We start from the raw sequence: 15653 nt of genomic DNA, 5'->3' as shown, positions 1-15653 counted from the left end.
CCGGGCCCTTCGTGTTGCACTTTATGGCTGTCCTGACCTGCAGTCACATCCACGCCGGCAATCCGAACGATCCGCTGAACAGCATAGAGTAGATCACGTCGAATTCCACCATTCAGCCTTCGGGCTGCAAGCGAAGAACGGACCTGCCATGTCTGCCGCCCGCGTTTCCCAGCGCATATCCGCCATTGCCGAATCCGCAACCCTGGCAGTTGACGCCAAGGCCAAGGCGCTGAAGGCAGCCGGGCGTCCGGTCATTGGATTCGGCGCCGGCGAGCCGGATTTCCCCACCCCCGAGTACATCGTCAAAGCCGCCATCGAGGCCGCGGGCCAGCCCAAGTACCACCGTTACTCCCCCGCCGGTGGCCTGCCCGAGCTCAAGAAAGCCATCGCCGAGAAGACCCTGCGCGATTCCGGTTACGCTGCGGAGGCGTCCCAGGTGCTGGTGACCAACGGCGGCAAACAGGCCGTCTACAACACGTTCGCCACCCTGCTTGATCCGGGCGACGAGGTCATCATGCCCACGCCGTTCTGGACCACCTACCCGGAGGCCATCCGGCTCGCCGGCGGTGTTCCCGTTGAGGTCTTCGCCGGCCCGGAGCAGGAGTACCTGGTTACGGTGGACCAGTTGGAAGCCGCTGTCACCGATCGGACCAAGGTCCTGCTGTTCGTGTCGCCGTCCAATCCCACAGGCGCAGTGTATTCGCCTGAGCAGGTGGCTGAGATCGGTAAATGGGCCGCCGCTAAGGGCCTCTGGGTGGTCACCGACGAGATCTACGAGCACCTGACCTACGACGGCGTGCCCTTCACGTCCATCGCCACGGCGGCCCCGGAACTGGGTGACAAAGTGGTAATCCTCAACGGCGTTGCCAAGACCTACGCCATGACCGGTTGGCGCGTGGGCTGGATGATCGGCCCGGCGGACGTCATCAAGGCCGCCACCAACCTGCAGTCGCACGCCACCTCGAACGTCTCCAACATCATGCAGATCGCCGCCCTCGCTGCGGTGTCCGGCCCGCTGACCGCCGTCGACGAAATGAAGGTCGCCTTCGACCGCCGCCGCAAGGCGATCGTCGCAGGACTCAACGCCATTGACGGCGTGGAGTGCCCGACGCCGAAGGGTGCCTTCTACGTCTACGCGGACGTCCGCGGGCTGCTGGGGAAGGAATTCCCGACGGCGGCAGGCACCGCCACGCCGTCGACCTCCGCTGAGCTGGCGGCCCTGATCCTCGACGAGGTGGAAGTGGCGGTTGTGCCCGGCGAGGCCTTCGGCCCCTCCGGCTACCTGAGGCTCTCCTACGCCCTGGGCGACGACGACCTCGCCACCGGGGTGTCCCGGCTCCAGGAGTTCCTCGGCAAGGCCCGGTAGGCACGCTCTCTCACTGAATGCAGGAAATGCACGGACGCTCTCTCACTTTCTTGAGGAAAGTGAGAGAGCGTTTGTCGTTAAGCGACATTAAGTGAGAGAGCGTTTGGGGGGGTGGCGGATGCTCAGAGGAGGCGGCGCTCGGCAGCCCACTTGGTCAGCTCGTGCCTGCTGGACAGCTGGAGCTTCCGGAGCACCGCGGAGACGTGGGTTTCCACGGTCTTGATGCTGATGAACAGCTCCTTGGCAACTTCCTTGTAGCTGTAGCCGCGGGCGATCAGGCGCATGACCTCGAGTTCGCGGGCGGAGAGTTTGTCCAGTTCATCGGCTATATCGGCCGGCGCGGTCCCGAAGGCATCGAGCACAAACCCTGCCAGGCGTGGCGAAAACACGGCGTCCCCGCCCGCCACCCGGAACACGGCGTCCGTGATCTCGGCGCCGGAAATGGTCTTGGTGACATAGCCGCGGGCTCCGGCACGGATGACTGCCACCACATCTTCGGCGGCGTCAGAAACACTCAGCGCCAGGAATTTGGTGGTGGCCAGCAGTGACGCTGAACCCGCTATGACTTCCCGCCCGCCGCCGCCAAGGCCGCCTGGCAGGTGCACATCCAGAAGCACCACCTCCGGACGTTCCTCCGCGATCACGGCGATGGCCTGCTCCACGGTGGCAGCCTCGCCTACCACCTGGATACTCTCATCGAGATCGGCCTTGAGGCCGGAGCGGAAGATCGCGTGGTCATCCACGATCACCACACGTACCGACCTCGCAGGCCGGACCGGGCCGTTTCCGCCCCCTTGCACGTTGCTCATGATTTCCCTTCCACGTTGGCAGTCTGTGCCCCCGGCAACCCCGCCGGCATCCGAAGCCTGACTTCGGTGCCCCCGGGCGTGCTGGTGATGGACGCGGCTCCGCCGTGCCGCCGCATCCGGCCGATGATGGACTCCCGGACCCCCAGCCTGTCTTCGGGAACGTCCTCCAAATCGAATCCGGGCCCACGGTCCTTGATGAAGATTTCGGTATTGTCGCCGGAGACCTCGAGGTAGACGGACACAGCTCCGCCACCGTGCCGGGAGGCGTTCAGCATGGCCTCACGGCTGGCCTGGACCAGGGCTTCGTGGGCTTCGGTCATGGCTGTGTCTCCCACGCTGACCACCTCAACGGCGTTGCCGAGGAGGTCTTCCACCTCGGCAGCCACCGCTTTGATGCGGTCGGAGAGTTGCCCGGCGTCCTTGCCCGGATCCTGGAACAGCCAGCCCCTGAGTTCCCGTTCCTGCGCCCTGGCGAGGCGGACAACATCATGCTCGTTGCCGGCACGGCGCTGGATCAGGGCCAGAGTCTGCAGCACGGAATCGTGCAAATGGGCCGCGATCTCGGCCCGCTCCGTCTCGCGGACCCGGCCGGCCCGCTCCGCCTCCAGCTCGCGCCAGAATTTCAATGCCCACGGCAGCAGGACCAGCACCACTCCGCCGAGCACCGCCACCGAGGCCAGCAGGGCCAGCCACGTCTGTTCCCACGACCCTGAGCCGGACACCATCACCAGGACGCCGGCAACCACCAGCGCCAGCCCCGCGGCGAGGCGCGCCCAGCCGCCGGCCTGATCGGCCTTGGTCTTGTCCACGAGACCGGCCCGGCGCGTCTCATCCAGCTGCATCCACGCAATGGAGGCACCGCCAAGGACTGCGGCGGCGGGAATCAGGGTCCCCAGCGGTACATCGATACCCAGGAGCTGGGCGATCAGGATGCCGGCGACCAGGAGCAGCCCGGCACCCAGGAGGATCTCCTTGCCGTAACGCATCCCGCGGACCGTAAACCACGGCTGACGCACCGCGCCCGGGTAGTCTGGCCCGGCCCACGGCCCTTCGGCGGAGCCGGGGCCGGCGACACCGGCGGCCGCGCCCGCGGCAGGACCGGCAGCAGCGCCCGCGGCAGCACCGGCGTCGGCCTTTCCCCACAACGGCGGAGACGGCGCCATCCACGGGCCCGCCACGGTGGCCGGAGCCTGGCTGACGGCGGGTGCAATGACCGACGCCGGGCGGCGGGCGTTGCGGCGGGCGCTCTCATCGGCGGTGGGCACCATGATCCAGAGCCAGGCGTAGAACGCCACGCCCGCACCGCCGGCCAGCGACATCACAACCATGGCAATCCGCACTGTCCTGACCGGCCAGCCCAGATGGGCAGCCAGGCCGGCACATACGCCTGCAATGATGCGGTCGCTGCTGCGCACCAGGGGCGGCCGGGTGAGGACGGGGTTCATGGATCAATCCAAGCACGGATCAGGGTTCCCCGGACCCGGATCGGGCGCTAACCGGGGGGATCTCAGGGGCGGATCAGGGTGTTCCCCAGTAGAGCCGGACGCCCCCGGAGCGGAGGATCGAAGTATGAACTCGCAGACCCCCACCCCCGATGACGGCCAGCCCACGGAGCCCCTCCCCCGGCCCCGGCCGACAGAACCTCTCCTGCCTCCCCCACCTGCAACGCCGCAGGACACTCCGGAGGGCAGCCAGCAGGGCGAAAGCCCCGGCACCCCGCCGCCCACAGCCTCCGGCCCGTACGCCGGCCCCTACGCCAGCCAGCACGACGACCCCTACCCGAACCAGTACACGGGAGCGAAGGCACCCGGCCAGCCGACCGATTTCTTCCCCTGGATCCGCAGCCACGGAATTGTGCGCGGACGCGACAGGTGGATCGGCGGCGTATCCAGCGGCATCGCCTACCGGATGGGCGTGGACCCGTTGATTGTCCGCGGCATCTTCATTGTCCTGACCATCTTCGCCGGAATCGGCGTCCTCCTCTACGGGGTGGCCTGGGCATTCCTCCCGGAACCGGACGGACGCATCCATGTCCAGGAAGCCAGCGCAGGCCGGTGGTCCAGCGGCATGACAGGCTCCCTGATAGCCACCATCCTGGGCATCACCGGCCTCGGCGGCGGTTTCTGGGGCTGGAACGACCGCGGCTTCGGCCCCTTCCTGTGGACCCTCTTCTGGGTGGGCGCAGTGGGGCTCTTCATCTACTACCTGGTCCAGCGCAACAGCGCCACGAACGGAACTCCCATGAACACCAACGCGCCCCAGCCGGGCAGCACCCCCGCAGGTTCGGGCCCTGCAGGATCCGCCGGCTTCCCGCACACACCGTACGGCCCCTCGTACTCCCTGGCGGATACGACGACGGCGGGCAACCCACCACACTTGCCAGCCAATCCTTCAGTCCCCACCCCGCCCTACACGGGAGGCCCCTCGGTGAGCACCCCATACGGCGGCCCGCCCTACGGCGGACCCTATGGCGGAACACCCTACGGTGGAGGCCAGCCGCCGCGCGGCCCGGCCCGCGAACCCGTAGACCGGCCCGCCGGTCCCGGCACACCCGCCGTGGCCATCAGCGCAGGTGCGGCCCTCCTGGTGGGCGGCGGCCTCAAGGCCCTCGACGCCGGAAACGTGATCGACCTCGGCGACTCGGCCAACGCCGTGGTGTGGGCGAGTGCCGCGGCGGTCCTCGGGCTGGGCATCCTCCTCTCCGGGATCCGCGGCCGCACCGCGGGCATCCTGAGCTTCTTCGCGGTGGTGGCCCTGGTCACCGGCGGCATCTTCAACGTCGTGGGCAACGGGGACAGGGTCCGCTTCCAGCAGGTTGACTGGACACCCGTGAACATCGAACAGGCCACCGAAGGCCTCGACATCACTGCCGGCGACGGAACTGTTGACCTCACCGAGCTGCAGCTCAATCCCCCGCTCAGCTCCGACGTCGTGGTTCCGCTGAACATCACCGCCAGCAATGTCACGGTTGTCATCCCTGACGACGTTCCTGTGGACGTCAGGGCGGACATGACGCTGGGCAACCTCAACGAGGGTGGCAACCGCCGCAGCGGCGGCACCACCACCCGCGAAAGCAACTACAACACCAACGAACCGGGCAGGCACCTGGTCATCGAAATAGACGGCACTGTCAGCAACGTCACTATCCAGGAAGGCAACTGAGATGAGCAGCATGAGTTCAAATTCAGATCAGTACAGGCCCGATCCCACACCCTCGGATCCCTACTCTGCGAAAACTCCGGCTTCTGCGAACACTCCGGCCTCTTCGACACAGGACCGCAGTGACGGGCCAGGGACCCCGTCGGCCAGGGTGGGAACCGTGGTCTGGGGGCTGATCGTGGTGGCCCTCGCCGCCCTGATCATCATCGGCCAGCTGGGAATCGTCACCCTCAACGGCACCTACGTACTCATCGGCCTGATGATCGGAGCCGGCGCGGCGCTGGTGGTGGGCGGGCTCCTCTCGGCACGGAAACGTGACAACGGATCAACAACAGGGAAGTCTTGAACCATGGAAAAATTCTTCAGCATCGTCAGGGGCTTCGGCCTGAAACGCGGGCCCGACCGCTGGCTGGGCGGGGTCTGCGGCGGCATCGCAGCGAAGCTCAACGTGGATGTGGCGTTTGTCCGGATCGCTTTCCTGCTCTTCTGCCTTCTCCCCGGCCCGGCTGTGGTCTTCTACATCGCTGCGTGGCTCGTCCTCCCGGACCAGCGGAACTCCATCCCGTTGGAGGGTTTCCTGGACCGACGGTCCCTGGACCGCCCCTGACCTGACCTTCAAATGCCTCCGCCCCACCGGGCGGGGGCATTTGCGGTTGTCCACGGACCGGTCACCGGTTTGTGGTGTACCCCACACCCGCCACTACAATCTAGGTGAGCTCAGCGTGGCGCTCTGCCTGTACACCCACTGAACCAGGATTTGAGCCGAGACATGAAAATTGGAATTCTCACCAGCGGCGGCGACTGCCCCGGACTGAACGCGGTCATCCGCGGCGCCGTCCTCAAGGGCATCGCCATCCACGGCCACGAATTCGTAGGTTTCCTCGATGGCTGGCGCGGCGTCGTGGAGGGGGACATCATCGAGATCCCCCGCACCATGGTCCGCGGCATCGCCAAACAGGGCGGCACCATCCTGGGCACCTCCCGCACCAACCCGTTCGAAAACGGCGGCGGTCCCGAGGTCATCAAAGCCCACATGGACAGGCTGGGCATCGACGCCATCATCGCCATAGGCGGCGAAGGGACCCTCGCCGCGGCCAAACGGCTCACCGACGTCGGCCTCAAGATCGTGGGTGTCCCCAAGACCGTGGACAACGATCTTGATGCCACGGACTACACCTTCGGTTTCGACACCGCCGTCCAGATCGCCACCGAGGCCATCGACCGGCTCCGGACCACCGGCGAATCCCACCACCGTTGCATGATCGCCGAGGTCATGGGCCGGCACGTGGGCTGGATCGCCCTGCACGCCGGCATGGCCGCTGGCGCACACGCCATCCTGATCCCCGAGCAGAAGGTCAGCATCGAGCAGATCACCGAGTGGGTGCAGGAAGCCCACGACCGCGGCCGCGCGCCCCTGGTGGTGGTGGCCGAAGGCTTTGTGCCCGAACACATGGAATCCCCCCACTCCGAGCGCGGGCTGGACACCTTCGGGCGGCCCCGGCTGGGCGGCATCGCGGACCAGCTCGCCCCCGAACTCGAGGCCCGCACCGGCATCGAAACCCGCGCCACCATCCTTGGCCACATCCAGCGCGGCGGCGTTCCCTCCGCCTTCGACCGCGTCCTGGCCACGCGGCTGGGCATGGCGGCCATCGACTCCGTGGTGGAAGGCTACTGGGGCACCATGGTGGCGCTCAAGGGCACCGACATTGAACACGTGGGCTTCGAGAAAGCTTTGGGACAGCTGAAGACCGTGCCGCAGAACCGGTACGACGAAGCGGCTGTCCTGTTCGGCTGAGCAGCCCACTCCCCCTAGGCTGGGCATATGACTCTTGACCCCGGTTCCGCCGCCATCATCCAGCTCGCCTGGGCCCGGCACCTGGGGCTCGACGACGACGCCTTCGGTGCGTCGCTGGCAACCGGCGAGCGGGCGGTCCGGGCGGACGAATCGGTCAGGACTGTTGAGTTCGTCCGGCTGTTCGGCAGTTCGGCGCTGGTTGGCCCGCAGTGGGTCATTGACGCAGCTGCCGGCATTCCGGACGAAGAGATGGCCCACCACGTGACCCTCCTGACGCTGACCCGCTCCCATGGCGGTCACGGCCTGGGGGCGGCGGCGCTGTTCTTTGCCGACGACCTGCCGCTAAAACAGCCCTCAGAAGAGCTGACCGTCTCCCATGGCAACCCGGAAGCGATCGAGCTGGAGGGGCTGTGCCCGCCGGACGACGTCAATGAAGTGGGGCTCTCCGAACTCGAAAACCGGTACACGGTCATTCATGAAGTGGATGGCCGGCGGGTCCCGGTGGCCTGCGGCGCCTACACCGAGTGGGAGGGGCTCCTGGGCCACCTCGGTGTCCTGGTGGACCCTGAGTGGCGGCGGCGCGGGCTGGGATCCCTGGCCGCCTCCATCGCTGCCCACGAGGCCCTCGCGGCAGGCCTCACCATCCAGTGGCGCGCCGAAGTCAGCAACACCGGCGCCCTGGCGTTGGGGCGGAAGCTCGGCATGGCGGCGGGCGGAATCCAGACCAGCGTCCACCTGGGCCGGGGTACCGAAGGGTAGCTACGCCTGGCGGGTGGCGCTGCCCGCTTCAGCCCCAGCCGTGGGCCGGGCAGGCCCACTCCAGGTGTTGGCTGCCTGCGGCCTGGCGAAGAACAGCGCCACGGCAGCACCGATCAGGATCACACAGGCGGGGAGCAGTATGGACTGGCCCATCGCCGTCGAAAATCCTTCGTGGAGGGCATCGGGCAGCCGTCCGGTCATGGCGGGGCCCTCCGCGCCGGGCCCGGAGGCCGGGAGCTCGGCCGCGAGCCTTGCCTGGATCAGCACAGCAACCGCAGCACTGCCGAGCACCGCGCCGATCTGCCGGGTGGTGTTGTAAACCCCGGACCCGGCGCCCGCCTGGCGCGGCGGCAGGTTGCGGGTGGCCGTGGAGCTCAGGGGCGCCCAGATGCCGGCGTTGGCAAACCCCAGGACGGCGCTAGGCAGGAGGAAGAGCAGGATGGGAGTGTCCGGGTGCATCAGGGCTGAGTTCCAGAACAACGCCACGGCCATCAACACCAGCCCGCCCGCGGCGATGTACTTCGGGTTCACGCGGTCTATGATCTTGCCCACCACCGGCGCAAGGCCGCCGGAGATCAGGGCCATAGGCACCATCATGAGCGCCGACTGGGTAGGGGTCATGCCGCGGACCATCTGGTAGTAGAAAATCAGCGGCAGCGCGAATGCCGTTACGGTGAACCCGACCGTGGTGATGCCAATATTCGCCAGCGAGAAGTTGCGGTCCCGGAACAGGTCCAGCGGCAGCAGCGGCTCACCCTTGTTGAAGCGCTGCCAGACGATGAACGCCGTGAGCACCACGATTCCGGCGATGATGAGGCCCCAGACACTGATGGGGCCGACGATGGTGCCCCAGTTGTAGGTTTCGCCCTCCTGGATGCCGAACACCAGCAGGAAGAGGCCGACGGCGCTGAGCAGGACGCCCGGGATATCGAATTTGTGCGGGTGGGTGCTGAGGGACGGGACGAAGCGCCAGGCGAGGATGAAGCCCACGATGCCCACCGGTACGTTGATGAAGAAGATCCATTCCCAGCCCAGGCTGTCCACCAGGACGCCGCCGAGGATGGGCCCCACCAGGGTGGCCAATCCGGCGGTGGCTCCCCAAAGACCCATGGCGGCGCCGCGGCGGTCCGGCGGGAAGATGCGGGTGATCACGGCCATGGTCTGCGGCGTCATGATGGCCGCACCAAGGCCCTGGAGGACCCTGGCGAGGATGAGGGTCCGGATATCGCCGGCGAGCCCGCACCACAGCGAGGCGAGGGTGAACACCACCAGGCCCGCGAGGTAGAGCTTCTTGGGTCCGAACCGGTCACCGAGGCGTCCGGTGATGAGGAGCGGCACGGCGTAGGCCAGAAGGTAGGCGCTGGTCACCCAGATCACCGCGTTGATGTCCGTGCCCAGGCCTTCCATGATGCTGGGGTTGGCCACCGAGACGATGGTGGTGTCGATCAGGATCATAAAGAAGCCGATGACCAGGGACCAGAGGGCAGGCCACGGCCTTGCTACGTTTTCCACGGATTTCCTTAGCGGGTTGTGGGCTGCCGGCTGTCCCGGCCAAACTGTCCGACGGCGGCGGGTCGGCCCGGACAGTGTCCGGACTATCCGAGGAGGTCGAGGATCTCGGTGCGGGCAAACATCTGGGCAGCGGCGCGGGCCGAGGGTGCGCCGGCGTCCGGGTCTGCTCCGGCGTCCAGCAGCACGCGGGCCACATCGGCGTAGCCCTTGAAGGCGGCACCGGCCAGCGGGGTCTGCCCGCGGTCGTTGGCGGTGTTGGCTTCTCCCCCGTGCTGGATCAGCAGCTGCACCGTCTCCGCATGGCCGTGGTACGCGGCCAGCATCAGCAGGGAATCGCCGGCAGCGTTGGTCATGGTGGCAGGCGCGCCGGCCTCAAGGTAGCTGCGCAGGAGGGCGGTATCGCCGTCGCGGGCGGCCTGGAAGAGCCGGTGGGCGAGTGCCACGGCCTCGTCGTCGGGAGCGTCGGGTGCGCCGGATGTGTCCGGGCCCGGCGCGGCGTTTTCTGTCATCAGTGTGTCCCCCTGAGGAATCCGGTCTGGCGTCCCACCACCTGGCCGGCGTCGGGAGCAACAATCACTTCCTGAACGGCGGTATACGGTTCCTCGCCGTCCATGACGGTCAGTATTTCATCAGGTGCCACGGACCGCTTAATGACAGCCAGGGCTACCGGGCCCATCTCATAGTGCTGGGCCACGGAGGTCACCACGCCGACCTTGCGCTCGCCAAGCATCACCGGGTTCCCCGGCATGGGCATGGTGTGCTGGGAGCCGTCCAGCTGGAGGAATACCAGGCGCCGCGGCGGGTGTCCGAGGTTGTGCACCCGGGCAATGGTTTCCTGGCCCTTGTAGCAGCCCTTGGCCAGGTGCACGGCCGTCCGCAGCAGGTCCAGTTCGTGCGGGATGGTTTTGTCGTCCGTTTCCGCGCCGAGCCGGGGCCGCCAGGCCGCGATCCGCAGCGCTTCGGCGGCCAAAGTCCCGGCGAGGGGGCGGCCGCCAACAGTTTGCTCCAGCTGGGCTGCCGGGACAAGGTATTCAAACCACGGGCGCTCCAACCCGGGGTGCCTGTCCTCCGGAACCACAGCGTAGGAGTAGCCGCCGGCGCCGACGTGCGGCCACGGGTCCTGCCAAACGGGCAATGCGGACCATTCGGGCACAGCCTTGGTGGAGCCGATGACGGCCCAGTCCGCGGAGACGTCTAAGATCTCGACGCGGAGCATGAACTTCATTTTGTTGAGCCACTCAGCCAGCGGCGCAGCTTCGGCGGCCTCGACAATCAGCCAGGTGGTCCCGCCGTCGTCGATCACCCGCGCGTCGAACTCGATGCGTCCCTGGACGCTGAGGAGCAGCAGTTCGCTGGACTCGCCGGGCTGAAGTCCGGTGACCTGTTGCGAGGACAGGGTGTTCAGCCAGGTCAGCCGGTCCGGGCCTGTTACGGTCACTACTCCACGGTGGGAAAGGTCGACGACGGCGGTGCCGGCTGCCAATGCGCGTTGCTCCCGCAGCGGCTCACCATAGTGGGAGGCGACGCCGGCGTCAGCGCCGGCTCCTTCAACGGCGCCAGGGCGCGACAGCAGAGGGCTGTGAGTAGTCATACTGGGGCCAACGTCCTTTTGTCAGTGTGTATTCCGGTGCCCGCAGAACCCCGGGAATCCCTGCTGGGTTTAGCGGTACTCCGGGTTTTCGAAATCAAAGCGTGTGCCGGCTTTCCATTCCTCGGGCAGGTTGCCGTAGGCCGGGATGCCGCCCGCGCTTTTGAGGATGCGGGCGAGATGGAGCAGGTTCCACGTCATGAAGGTGGTGTTCCGGTTGGTGAAATCGGATTCGGGGCCGCCCGATCCTTCGTCGAGGTAGCTCGGACCCGGGCCTACTGGCCCGATCCACCCGGCGTCCGCCTGTGGCGGGATGGTGAAACCGATGTGCTGGAGGCTGTAGAGGACGTTGCTGGCGCAATGCTTGATGCCGTCCTCATTGCCCGTGATGAGGCAGCCGCCCACCTTGGGGTAGAACGCCCATTGCCCTTTGCTGTTCAGCTGGCCCGAGTGGGCATAGAGCCGCTCGATGAGTTTTTTGGTCTGCGAGGAGTTGTCACCGAGCCAGATCGGCCCGGCCAGCACCACGATGTCCGCTTCCTGGACGGCGGGGTAGAGGTCCGGCCATGCGTCGGTGGCCCAGCCGTATTCGGTCATGTCCGGGTAGACACCGCTGGCGATGTCGTGGTCAACGGTGCGGATGACCTTGGTGCTGACGCCCTGCTTTTCCATCAGGAGCCTGCTGATATTGATCAGGCCGTCCGTGTTTGACGTTTCCGGGGATCTCTTCAGGGTCCCGTTGAAGAACAGCGCCTTGAGGCCGCTGTAATCCGAGGTGTTCCTGGTCTGATCCACAGTGATACTCCCTTGGTCAGGAAACCTTTTTCAGGACCGCTGATGCGTGGGCCTCCAGGCCCTTGCCCGGCTGGGCACCCGAGGCTACGTCCCAGCGCCACAGCAGGTTGCCGTCCACCAGGCCGAAGATCCGGGTAGCGGCACTGTAGTCCTTGGAGTGGCTGCCGCGCATCACCATGTCGGTGGTGAGCTGGATCTGCGGGCCTTTGATCTGGCCGTAGTACAGCTCCGAGATCCCGCCGGGGTGGGCGATGGATACGGAGATGTCGAATCCGCCGTCTTTGTTGCGGAGTTCCTCGACGTCGTCGGCACTCTTCAGCACCGGGACGATGTCGCCGGGGACAAGGCCCGGGCCGCCGTCGCCTTCCAACTGCTTGCGCTCAAGTGCCCAGAAGCCGGTCTCGACGGTGAGCGGCCGGAGCCGCATGCCGTCGTCGTCCGTCAGCCAGCTTTCGGCGCGGTACTGCAGGTACGGCAGTCCGTTGTGCGTAAAGGACACGTGCTGCATGAAGTGCTCGGAGTCCTCGTCGCCGCTGCCAAGGCGGCCGCGGCCTTCCCACTCACCAATGAGCCAGGAAAGCGGAACGAGTTCGGGGGTCAGGTCGGTTGGTATCTCAATCGGCACAGTAACTACCTCTGGAAACAGCTGGTTCCGGAAAGAATTTACTTCTGGCCTTTGAACAGGCGGTACACCACAAAGCCGGCGAACCAGGCCATGGCCAGGCTGGCGACGCCGAGCAGGACAAGGAAAAAGATTTCAAATGCAAGTACGGACATGATGCCATCCTAACGCTTAGTAAATGAGTAGTTTGTCTATGAAGTAAGCCAACGAACCCACCGCCGAGACGGGCGCAAGGCCCATACTAAGCGCCGCCAGAAGATTCAGCGGACCGCCCCGAAGTGTGACGAGCCTGCGGAAACTGACCAGCACGGCCCCCACCACCACGCCGAAGATCGCTGCAGGCAAGACCTCAATGTCAGAAAACACCAGCCCGGCGAGCGGGCCTGCGAGCCCTGCAAGGACGATGCCCAGGGGCGCGATGATGCTGTCCGGCCAGCGGATGAGACCTGCGAGGAGCGCCACCGCGGCGCTGATGGCCGCCACCAGCAGCATTTCCTTCACGCCGGTGAACCGGGCACCGGCGATCCAGCCCGAACCAAGGCAGGAGAGGAGGACTCCGGCACAACACCCCAGCGTGGATTCCAGCCGCTGCGCCTGGCCGGTGCCGCGGATCAGCTGCACCACAAAGACCGCCATCATGCCCAGGGCAATGAAGCCGGGGGTCCAGTCAAGGTAGCCGGGGGCCGGAACGAAACTGGCCGCCAGGGCAGCACCCGCGCCCGGCAGGCCGATCACGGCAGCGAGGGTCTTTTTAGCCGGAATCCGCAGGAAGTGGGGCCAACCGACCCCCACAGCCAAGGCAATGACGACGGCGACGGCGGTCAGCGCCTCACGGGAGAGGTACACGCCGGCGATGATCACCACCAGGCCCGCGATGCCGGCCAGGCCGATCACCCACGATCCCAGGCGGACCGGTGCCTGCACCCCCGCGGTCATAGGGAATCCCTCCGGCTGAGGGGCTTTGACCCTGCGCTCACTGTGTTGCCTTCCCCTGCTGGCTCTGGACCGGGCGGCTCCGCCCCGGGTGGCAGGGACTGGTGCCCCCACGGCTCAATCCTGCCTTATGTGACCCTCATATGTCGCAAAACGAATGTCTTTGAAGGCCGGATCCGTGGCTGCGGAAGTGCCGTTAGGTATACTCAGAGTTCAGCTACGCTTCCTGCTACGGTTGCCGGCCGGATAGATCCTTACCCGGTCCAGACAGCAGCAGTGAGACAGTACCGGCCGGTGAAAACCCGGTTCAGTCGCCCAAAGATGCGCGGACGCCCCATGGAGGAACAATGTCGCACATCCTGCTCTTGACGAACAGCACCGGCTCATCGGTAGACATTCTGCCTGCCCTCGAATTGCTGAACCACCGCGTGCATATCCTCGCCGCCGAGCCCACCGCCCTGCTCGAGACAGACCCCTGCGATATTGTCCTGCTGGATGCCCGCAAAGACCTGGTCGGCGCCCGCTCCCTGACGCAGCTTCTGAAAGCCACAGGCCTCAGCGCTCCCCTGGTCCTGATCCTGACCGAGGGCGGCATGGCAGCTGTTTCCTCGGCCTGGGCCGTGGATGACATCGTGCTCGATTCGGCCGGGCCTGCCGAGGTGGAGGCCCGGATCCGCCTTTCGGTAGCCCGTGCCGTCCCGGACAAGGACGAGACGCCCAGCGAAATCCGCGCGGCCGGCGTCGTCATCGACGAAGCGAGCTACACCGCCCGCGTCAACGGCGCTCCCCTGAACCTGACGTTCAAGGAATTCGAACTCCTCAAGTACCTGGCCCAGCACCCCGGCCGCGTATTCACCCGCCAGCAGCTGCTCACCGAAGTGTGGGGCTACGACTACTACGGCGGCACCCGCACCGTGGACGTCCATGTGCGGCGCCTGCGCGCAAAACTCGGCGCCGACCATGAGAACCTGATCAGCACGGTCCGCAACGTCGGCTACCGCCTGACCCTGGTCCGGCAGCAGGAAGACGAACTGACCGAGGCCTGACGCCACAGTGATTGCAGAAAGCAACAGCCCCGGACCATTGGTCCGGGGCTGTTGCTTTGATCTGTGGAGGACATACGGGTCGAACGTATCGAGGCCACCCCACTGGTGGATCCCCCTCGTTCCCGGCCGGTTCTGCCGGGTGAGATAACGACTATACGGGCGGATCCCGCCGGCCACAAAATCGGCCGCCTCCGGCCGGGGCGTATAGCCTAGCCTCATGAGTCCTGCGCATCCGGAAAAATGGCCCGTCCTCGTTGTCCACGGCGGCGTGGACGACCAACTGCTGAAGGACTGCCTGGCGCTCCTCGCGGCCGCCGAGGAATCCGACGGCAACCCCTCACTGTCCGAGCAGACAGTGATCATGCTCCGTGCCGGCGATACGGCTGGACACCCTCTCCTGACCCTTGCCCTCTACGCCCCGGACGAGGACTCGGACCCCTCCTCCGGCCAGGACCTGGCAGGGTTCGCGGTGGTGGTCGGGGAACCGGACGGCAGCGGCGTGCTGGAAATCGCCGTCCACCCCAGCTACCGGAACCAGGGTGTTGCGGACCGGCTGGTGGGCGCGCTGAAAGCCGATCGCGGCCTGGACGGGCTGAGGGCCTGGTCCCACGGCAACCACGAGGCGGCGGCGGACCTCGCCGCACGGTACGGCTTCGGGCCTGTGCGCGAACTGTGGAAGATGCGGCTGACCACCGCCACGGCGGAACTTCCCGACGCCGGCCTCCCGGACGGCGTGACCTTGCGCGCGTTCGTTCCGGGCCAGGACGAGGACAACTGGCTGGCGGCAAACCGTGCCGCGTTTGCCCACCATCCCGAGCAGGGCTCCATGACCCGGGCGGACCTGGAAGCCCGGATGGCGGAGGACTGGTTCGATCCGGCAGGTTTCCTCCTGGCTGTGGACGCCGACGGCGGGCTGCTGGGATTCCACTGGACCAAGGTGCACCCGCGCCACGGCGGTCACCCGGCCATCGGCGAGGTCTATGCGGTGGGCGTGACCCCCGCGGCGCAGGGCATGGGCCTGGGCAAGGCCCTCACGGTCGCCGGAATCAGGTACCTGCAGAACCTCGGCCTGCACGCGGTGATGCTCTACACGGACGCCGACAATGCCGCCGCCGTTTCGCTCTACCGTGGCCTGGGCTTTACGCGCTGGGACATGGACGTGATGTACGGGCCCCTGGCCGCGGTCCAGCCTGGGCTGGAGCAAGCCCCCTGAGTTAGCCCACTCGCCGGATGAACACCTTTGTATGGGCGTGAATTCAAGGCTTCATA

General features: G+C 66.6%; 16 protein-coding genes. 8 read left to right on the top strand and 8 right to left on the bottom strand.

The genetic code is table 11. The annotated features are described in order from the left end of the window. The first annotated feature begins 148 nt into the window (after positions 1-148). Complete coding sequence (locus AC1MCA_RS15910; RefSeq protein ID WP_479799067.1) at positions 149-1366, top strand: pyridoxal phosphate-dependent aminotransferase; 1218 nt, start codon at positions 149-151, stop codon at positions 1364-1366. 122 nt (positions 1367-1488) lie between these two features. Here the strand turns inward: AC1MCA_RS15910 and AC1MCA_RS15905 are convergent, their stop codons facing one another. Continuing rightward, complete coding sequence (locus AC1MCA_RS15905; RefSeq protein WP_479799065.1) at positions 1489-2175, bottom strand: LuxR C-terminal-related transcriptional regulator; 687 nt, start codon at positions 2173-2175, stop codon at positions 1489-1491. Next, on the bottom strand, positions 2172-3620 hold the full coding sequence (locus AC1MCA_RS15900) for an ATP-binding protein (RefSeq protein ID WP_479799063.1): 1449 nt from the start codon (positions 3618-3620) through the stop codon (positions 2172-2174). Before AC1MCA_RS15900 ends, AC1MCA_RS15905 begins: the two co-directional genes overlap by 4 nt. A gap of 124 nt (positions 3621-3744) precedes the next feature. Here AC1MCA_RS15900 and AC1MCA_RS15895 point away from each other — a divergent pair, with 124 nt between their 5' ends. From AC1MCA_RS15895 to AC1MCA_RS15875, 5 genes are all read left to right on the top strand, one after another. Next, a complete protein-coding gene (locus AC1MCA_RS15895; RefSeq protein WP_479799061.1) occupies positions 3745-5337 on the top strand; it encodes a PspC domain-containing protein in 1593 nt (530 codons plus the stop codon). A 1-nt stretch (position 5338) separates the two neighbouring features. Continuing rightward, complete coding sequence (locus AC1MCA_RS15890; protein WP_479799059.1) at positions 5339-5680, top strand: hypothetical protein; 342 nt, start codon at positions 5339-5341, stop codon at positions 5678-5680. A 3-nt stretch (positions 5681-5683) separates the two neighbouring features. Then, on the top strand, positions 5684-5941 hold the full coding sequence (locus AC1MCA_RS15885) for a PspC domain-containing protein (RefSeq protein WP_108599747.1): 258 nt from the start codon (positions 5684-5686) through the stop codon (positions 5939-5941). Between the two features lie 162 nt (positions 5942-6103). After that, positions 6104-7129 (top strand): ATP-dependent 6-phosphofructokinase, encoded by a 1026-nt coding sequence (locus AC1MCA_RS15880; RefSeq protein WP_479799057.1) that lies wholly within the window; start codon positions 6104-6106, stop codon positions 7127-7129. Between the two features lie 27 nt (positions 7130-7156). Continuing rightward, complete coding sequence (locus tag AC1MCA_RS15875) at positions 7157-7888, top strand: GNAT family N-acetyltransferase (RefSeq protein ID WP_479799056.1); 732 nt, start codon at positions 7157-7159, stop codon at positions 7886-7888. Here AC1MCA_RS15875 and AC1MCA_RS15870 read toward each other — a convergent pair whose 3' ends face one another. From AC1MCA_RS15870 to AC1MCA_RS15845, 6 genes are all read right to left on the bottom strand, one after another. Then, positions 7889-9400 (bottom strand): DHA2 family efflux MFS transporter permease subunit, encoded by a 1512-nt coding sequence (locus tag AC1MCA_RS15870; RefSeq protein ID WP_479799054.1) that lies wholly within the window; start codon positions 9398-9400, stop codon positions 7889-7891. Between the two features lie 83 nt (positions 9401-9483). Beyond that, positions 9484-9909, bottom strand: a complete 426-nt coding sequence (locus AC1MCA_RS15865) for an ankyrin repeat domain-containing protein (protein WP_479799051.1) — start codon at positions 9907-9909, stop codon at positions 9484-9486. Beyond that, positions 9909-10991 (bottom strand): CAF17-like 4Fe-4S cluster assembly/insertion protein YgfZ, encoded by a 1083-nt coding sequence (ygfZ, locus tag AC1MCA_RS15860; protein WP_479799049.1) that lies wholly within the window; start codon positions 10989-10991, stop codon positions 9909-9911. Before ygfZ ends, AC1MCA_RS15865 begins: the two co-directional genes overlap by 1 nt. Positions 10992-11060: 69 nt before the next feature. Continuing rightward, complete coding sequence (locus tag AC1MCA_RS15855; protein ID WP_479799047.1) at positions 11061-11783, bottom strand: flavodoxin family protein; 723 nt, start codon at positions 11781-11783, stop codon at positions 11061-11063. A 16-nt stretch (positions 11784-11799) separates the two neighbouring features. Continuing rightward, on the bottom strand, positions 11800-12408 hold the full coding sequence (locus AC1MCA_RS15850) for a nitrobindin family protein (protein ID WP_479799045.1): 609 nt from the start codon (positions 12406-12408) through the stop codon (positions 11800-11802). 168 nt (positions 12409-12576) lie between these two features. Further along, positions 12577-13341, bottom strand: coding sequence for a permease (locus AC1MCA_RS15845; protein WP_479799043.1), 765 nt, complete (start codon positions 13339-13341; stop codon positions 12577-12579). A 344-nt stretch (positions 13342-13685) separates the two neighbouring features. Between AC1MCA_RS15845 and AC1MCA_RS15840 the strand changes: the two genes are divergently transcribed. Together AC1MCA_RS15840 and mshD are read left to right on the top strand one after the other, a co-directional pair. After that, on the top strand, positions 13686-14384 hold the full coding sequence (locus AC1MCA_RS15840; protein ID WP_108597271.1) for a winged helix-turn-helix transcriptional regulator: 699 nt from the start codon (positions 13686-13688) through the stop codon (positions 14382-14384). Between the two features lie 217 nt (positions 14385-14601). Next, the gene (mshD, locus tag AC1MCA_RS15835) at positions 14602-15597 is read left to right on the top strand and encodes a mycothiol synthase (protein ID WP_479799041.1); all 996 of its coding nucleotides are present in this window, start codon (positions 14602-14604) and stop codon (positions 15595-15597) included. Positions 15598-15653: the final 56 nt, after the last annotated feature.

The organism is Arthrobacter sp. BK1 (assembly GCF_056680055.1).
Note: the sequence above shows the minus strand (reverse complement) of the source record. Positions and strands in the feature narration are given on the sequence as shown.

Coding starts and splice junctions, on each gene's coding strand:
- AC1MCA_RS15910 (WP_479799067.1), top strand. CDS start 149: ATGTCTGCCGCCCGCGTTTCCCAGCGCATATCCGCCATTGCCGAATCC.
- AC1MCA_RS15905 (WP_479799065.1), bottom strand. CDS start 2,175: ATGAGCAACGTGCAAGGGGGCGGAAACGGCCCGGTCCGGCCTGCGAGG.
- AC1MCA_RS15900 (WP_479799063.1), bottom strand. CDS start 3,620: ATGAACCCCGTCCTCACCCGGCCGCCCCTGGTGCGCAGCAGCGACCGC.
- AC1MCA_RS15895 (WP_479799061.1), top strand. CDS start 3,745: ATGAACTCGCAGACCCCCACCCCCGATGACGGCCAGCCCACGGAGCCC.
- AC1MCA_RS15890 (WP_479799059.1), top strand. CDS start 5,339: ATGAGCAGCATGAGTTCAAATTCAGATCAGTACAGGCCCGATCCCACA.
- AC1MCA_RS15885 (WP_108599747.1), top strand. CDS start 5,684: ATGGAAAAATTCTTCAGCATCGTCAGGGGCTTCGGCCTGAAACGCGGG.
- AC1MCA_RS15880 (WP_479799057.1), top strand. CDS start 6,104: ATGAAAATTGGAATTCTCACCAGCGGCGGCGACTGCCCCGGACTGAAC.
- AC1MCA_RS15875 (WP_479799056.1), top strand. CDS start 7,157: ATGACTCTTGACCCCGGTTCCGCCGCCATCATCCAGCTCGCCTGGGCC.
- AC1MCA_RS15865 (WP_479799051.1), bottom strand. CDS start 9,909: ATGACAGAAAACGCCGCGCCGGGCCCGGACACATCCGGCGCACCCGAC.
- ygfZ (WP_479799049.1), bottom strand. CDS start 10,991: ATGACTACTCACAGCCCTCTGCTGTCGCGCCCTGGCGCCGTTGAAGGA.
- AC1MCA_RS15845 (WP_479799043.1), bottom strand. CDS start 13,341: ATGACCGCGGGGGTGCAGGCACCGGTCCGCCTGGGATCGTGGGTGATC.
- AC1MCA_RS15840 (WP_108597271.1), top strand. CDS start 13,686: ATGTCGCACATCCTGCTCTTGACGAACAGCACCGGCTCATCGGTAGAC.
- mshD (WP_479799041.1), top strand. CDS start 14,602: ATGAGTCCTGCGCATCCGGAAAAATGGCCCGTCCTCGTTGTCCACGGC.